The sequence below is a fragment of the Terrisporobacter muris genome, from assembly GCF_024621905.1.
In the GTDB taxonomy this organism is placed as follows: domain Bacteria; phylum Bacillota; class Clostridia; order Peptostreptococcales; family Peptostreptococcaceae; genus Terrisporobacter; species Terrisporobacter muris.
Genome location: NZ_JANKBY010000330.1, coordinates 1 through 3915, shown reverse-complemented (window position 1 = coordinate 3915; position 3915 = coordinate 1). Strand labels below are relative to the sequence as shown.

The 3915-nt window shown below is 28.5% G+C and carries 6 protein-coding genes and 1 pseudogene; 5 read left to right on the top strand and 2 right to left on the bottom strand.

Going from position 1 to position 3915, the window contains the following annotated elements:
• The first annotated feature begins 217 nt into the window (after positions 1 to 217).
• The 5 genes and pseudogenes from yidA to NSA58_RS17140 all read left to right on the top strand — a co-directional run bounded on the left by yidA (position 218) and on the right by NSA58_RS17140 (position 2481).
• Complete coding sequence (gene yidA / locus NSA58_RS17155; RefSeq protein WP_039678224.1) at positions 218 to 1036, top strand: sugar-phosphatase; 819 nt, start codon at positions 218 to 220, stop codon at positions 1034 to 1036.
• Between the two features lie 130 nt (positions 1037 to 1166).
• Entirely contained in the window at positions 1167 to 1385 is a 219-nt protein-coding gene (locus NSA58_RS17150) for a PAS domain-containing protein (protein ID WP_074079151.1), read from the top strand.
• Between the two features lie 406 nt (positions 1386 to 1791).
• Positions 1792 to 1845, top strand: a pseudogene (locus NSA58_RS21040) (hypothetical protein); the annotation flags it as partial.
• 66 nt (positions 1846 to 1911) lie between these two features.
• Complete coding sequence (locus NSA58_RS17145) at positions 1912 to 2145, top strand: HD-GYP domain-containing protein (protein WP_074079150.1); 234 nt, start codon at positions 1912 to 1914, stop codon at positions 2143 to 2145.
• A gap of 15 nt (positions 2146 to 2160) precedes the next feature.
• Positions 2161 to 2481: an HD-GYP domain-containing protein gene (locus NSA58_RS17140; RefSeq protein ID WP_074079149.1), complete on the top strand. Its 321-nt coding sequence runs from the start codon at positions 2161 to 2163 to the stop codon at positions 2479 to 2481.
• 22 nt (positions 2482 to 2503) lie between these two features.
• On the opposite strand, the gene NSA58_RS17135 is transcribed toward NSA58_RS17140, so the two are convergent.
• Both NSA58_RS17135 and NSA58_RS17130 read right to left on the bottom strand, forming a co-directional pair.
• Positions 2504 to 2977 (bottom strand): threonine/serine exporter family protein, encoded by a 474-nt coding sequence (locus NSA58_RS17135; RefSeq protein WP_039678221.1) that lies wholly within the window; start codon positions 2975 to 2977, stop codon positions 2504 to 2506.
• Positions 2977 to 3765, bottom strand: a complete 789-nt coding sequence (locus NSA58_RS17130; RefSeq protein WP_074079148.1) for a threonine/serine exporter family protein — start codon at positions 3763 to 3765, stop codon at positions 2977 to 2979. Before NSA58_RS17130 ends, NSA58_RS17135 begins: the two co-directional genes overlap by 1 nt.
• Positions 3766 to 3915 lie beyond the last annotated feature (150 nt).

Sequence of the window (3915 nt, the reverse complement as noted above, 5' to 3'; positions counted from 1 at the left end):
AGATAACCTCTTTATTAAGATTAAAATTCTTACTAGTTTATTTTTAACATTTTTTTAACAATCAGTCACATTATATCTAAACAGTATATCTAAAATTATTTAAATTTAGTATTTTCTCCCTTAATTTTTTATTGAATTTAGACATAAAAACTTTTAAACTATATATATTATTGTTAAAAAATATTCTAAAATTTTTTAGTATGCAACAGGAGGAATTATGAGTTATAAATTAATTGCATTAGATATTGATGGAACTTTAATCAATAGTTCACACCAGCTTACAGAAGGTGTAAAAAAAGCTATAAAAGAAGCAAAAGAAAAAGGTGTCAAAGTAGTTCTATGCACTGGTAGACCATTAAAAGGTGTCGAACAATTCTTAGAAGAGTTAAACCTTAAAGAAGAAGGTGACTATGCTGCTACTTTCAATGGTGCTTTAGTTCAAGATACATTTACTAAAAGCCCTGTATCTCACTTAACACTTAAGTATGAAGACTTAGTTGATTTGTATAATTTAAGCCTTGAAGTTGGGTCTAGAAGTCATTTCTATGATACAAAAACCCTTTATACTTTTAATAAAGATATCAGTGATTATACAGTATTAGAGTGTAACTTAACTGGAGTTCATTTAAATGTTACTACATTAGATGAAGTTCCTAAAGATATTGCCATGTCTAAATTCATGATGATAGACCATCCCGAAATATTAGATGAATGTATAAAAAAAATTCCTAAAGAATACTACGAAAAATATACCATAGTAAGAAGTACGCCTTCATTTTTAGAGTTTTTAAATGTAGGTGCAAATAAAGGTAGTGGTATATCTCTTCTGGCTAAAGAACTTGGTATAGATAAAGATGAAATAATCTGTGTTGGTGATGCAGAAAATGATAAGCACATGATAGAATATGCTGGTCTTGGGGTTGCCATGGGAAATGCTACTACAGAAATAAAGGATTTGGCTGATTATATTACTCTTTCTAATAATGAAGATGGAGTTGCTCATGTTATAAACAAATTTATACTAGAAGAAAGATAATGAAAAAGGAATTGCTTAATATAACCTAAGTAATTCCTTTTTCTATGCGCTTATAGACATAAACATTGAATAATTGTAAAATACTCCTTGTCGTAATTTATAAAAAATATATTTAAAAAGAGTACCTATTATGGAGAGTACTAATTCTATAGACATATATAAATTATTTTTGGAAAATATACCTTATCCTGTATGGATACAAGGTATTGATAGAAAAATAATCTTTATAAATGATCATTATGAGAATCTATATAATGTAAATGCCAGCGATATAATCAGAAAGAAAACTATTGATGCAGTATCTAAGGGAAAAGCTAATATTTATAATGAACAACTAAAAAAACCTTAATTACAAAAAATTGACTATGTCTGAAGCTCTTATCAAAGATTCATATTTTAGATCATATGTATTTCCTATTCTTGATAAAAATCAAGAGGTACAAGGTGTTGCAGGTATAGTTATTGATATAAATGAGAAAAAACAAAAACAACTAGAATTGATACACTTCCTTAGTCAATCTTCTACAAAGACGAAATTTCCATATACCTTGGCTATAATAAAGCATTTTCAGATAACTTTAAAAATCTACATAAATACGATTTGTTAGCTGATAATAGTATATTAAAAAAACAGACTTAGATTTAATGTCCGAAAAACATAAAGTTATGAATTTCTACAGGCAAGATAAAGAGGTTTTGAAAACTAAAAAAATAATTAGCTTTGAAAAAACTGCTATAAGCACCCTGATGGTCATATAGTAATTGAAGAAAGTGTAAAAACACCAATAATAGATGACCATGGGAATATAAGTGGCATAGTTGGAATTTCAAGAGATATCACTCAACATAAAGTATTAGAAGAAAAATTAAGGTATTTGAGCGAGATAGATGTACTTACAGATCTTTATAATAGAAATAGCTTGGAAGAAAAAAACTTAGAAACTAAGGAACTTGCTCAAAGAGTAACTAAATATGCCTTGGATTTAGAAGAAAAACTAAACTTTAAGATTTCCGAATTAGATGAATTAATTTTAGTAGCTACCCTACATGATATTGATAAAATAGGTATTTGTGAAGATATATTACTAAAATCTAGTTCTCTTAACTAATAAGAATTTGAAATAATGAAAACTCACCCAGAAAAGGGATATCGTATTATAAACGCTTCTAATGAGCTGTATACTGTAGCAAAAGGAGTGATTACACATCATGAAAGATGGGATGATAATGGCTATCCACTTGGATTAAAAAAAGAAGAAATACCTTTAGTATCTAGAATAATTAATATTGCAGACTCTTTCGATGTTATGACTAATAATAGGCCTTATAAAAGCGCTATGAGTAAAAATAAAGCAATAAAAGAACTTGAGAAATGTGCTGGAACACAATTTGATCCTACCTTATTTCAATCTTTTATAGAATATATTAATGATATAGGAGAATAATTCCCCTATATCATTAATATATTTATGCTAATTCTGCTTTTTCAATATCCTTTTTAATTATGGACTTTTTATAGTAAGTTCTAAATAAAGAAGAAACAACTATAACGCCAAGAGCTATAGATCCACTAGCAAATAATACATTTGCGCCTGTTGTGAAAGCTTGTTGGAAGTCTCCTTCTATAACATAAGACATTGTATTATATAATCCAAGACCTGGAATTAAAGTTATTATACCCGGAACAACAAATAAAATAGTTGGTTTTTTCATTTTCCTTGCCAATACCTCACATAACAAAGCTGCTATAGATGACGCAATAAAGTTCGAACTCATCATATCAAACCCTATTCTCATTAAAAGTACATATATAATCCAAGATGTCATTCCAATAGCTCCAGATATATATAATGTCTTTTGGGGAGAGTTTAAAAATACAGCAAAGCCAACTGCTGCTAAATATGAAAATATTATGTGTATATAAAGTGGCATCCAAATCATTATAATAATCCTCCCCATTTCACATATGAGTTCATAGAAATACCTACACCAACCGCTATGGCTGTAGCAATTATTCCTGCATCAATTGCTCTACCAACTCCAGACATTAGTTCTCCTGATACTAAATCTCTTATAGCTTTTATAAATGGTACTCCTGGCAAAAGTGGCATTATGGAACCAACTATCAACATTTTCGGTGTATCTAGGATTCCAACTTCAACTAAGCCTATACCACAAATTCCTATTATTATAGATGCAACTAATGTTGCAAATACAGGTATATTACTTACTTTTTTCACTTTTTCAAAAGTAATCATTGCAATTACAGATGTGATAAGCGTCAACATAAATGTAAGTACATTGTCCCCACCTACTAATACGGCAAAACTGGAAGATCCTATAGCAGTCCAAATATTCACTGCTTTTTGGGTATGAGGTGGCTTGAATTCTAAATTCTTTAATTCATATATTGCTTCTTCAACAGGCATACCTACATTGCTAACGAATTTCCTAGAGAAATCATTTAGTACATCAATTACATTTAAATTAATACATCTACTTTCTATTACCTTCATAAAAGTATATCCATCAAATCTATCATCAGATACTATGATTGTGTTAGGTGCCATAAATACATTTATATGAGAAAATCCCCTTGATTTACAAATCCTTTTCACAGTATCTTCAACTCTAAATGTTTCTGCCCCGTTTGCAAGCATTAATTGTCCTATAAATGTGGCTAATCTTAGCACATCTTTTTTATATTTGTGATTATTTTTTTCTATCATAAACATACTCCTCATGTCTATTATAATTCTACTAGAAATAGATTATATCATTTCATTTTCAATATATAAAGAGAAAATTTATTTATTTCAATATAATAATTTTATACAAATATTTAAAAAGGTATTGATAAAAAATCAATACCTTAGATC

Bases quoted from the DNA above. Each gene is read 5' to 3' on its own strand.
- yidA (WP_039678224.1), top strand. From the start codon at position 218: ATGAGTTATAAATTAATTGCATTAGATATTGATGGAACTTTAATCAAT.
- NSA58_RS17150 (WP_074079151.1), top strand. From the start codon at position 1,167: ATGGAGAGTACTAATTCTATAGACATATATAAATTATTTTTGGAAAAT.
- NSA58_RS17140 (WP_074079149.1), top strand. From the start codon at position 2,161: ATGAAAACTCACCCAGAAAAGGGATATCGTATTATAAACGCTTCTAAT.
- NSA58_RS17135 (WP_039678221.1), bottom strand. From the start codon at position 2,977: ATGATTTGGATGCCACTTTATATACACATAATATTTTCATATTTAGCA.
- NSA58_RS17130 (WP_074079148.1), bottom strand. From the start codon at position 3,765: ATGATAGAAAAAAATAATCACAAATATAAAAAAGATGTGCTAAGATTA.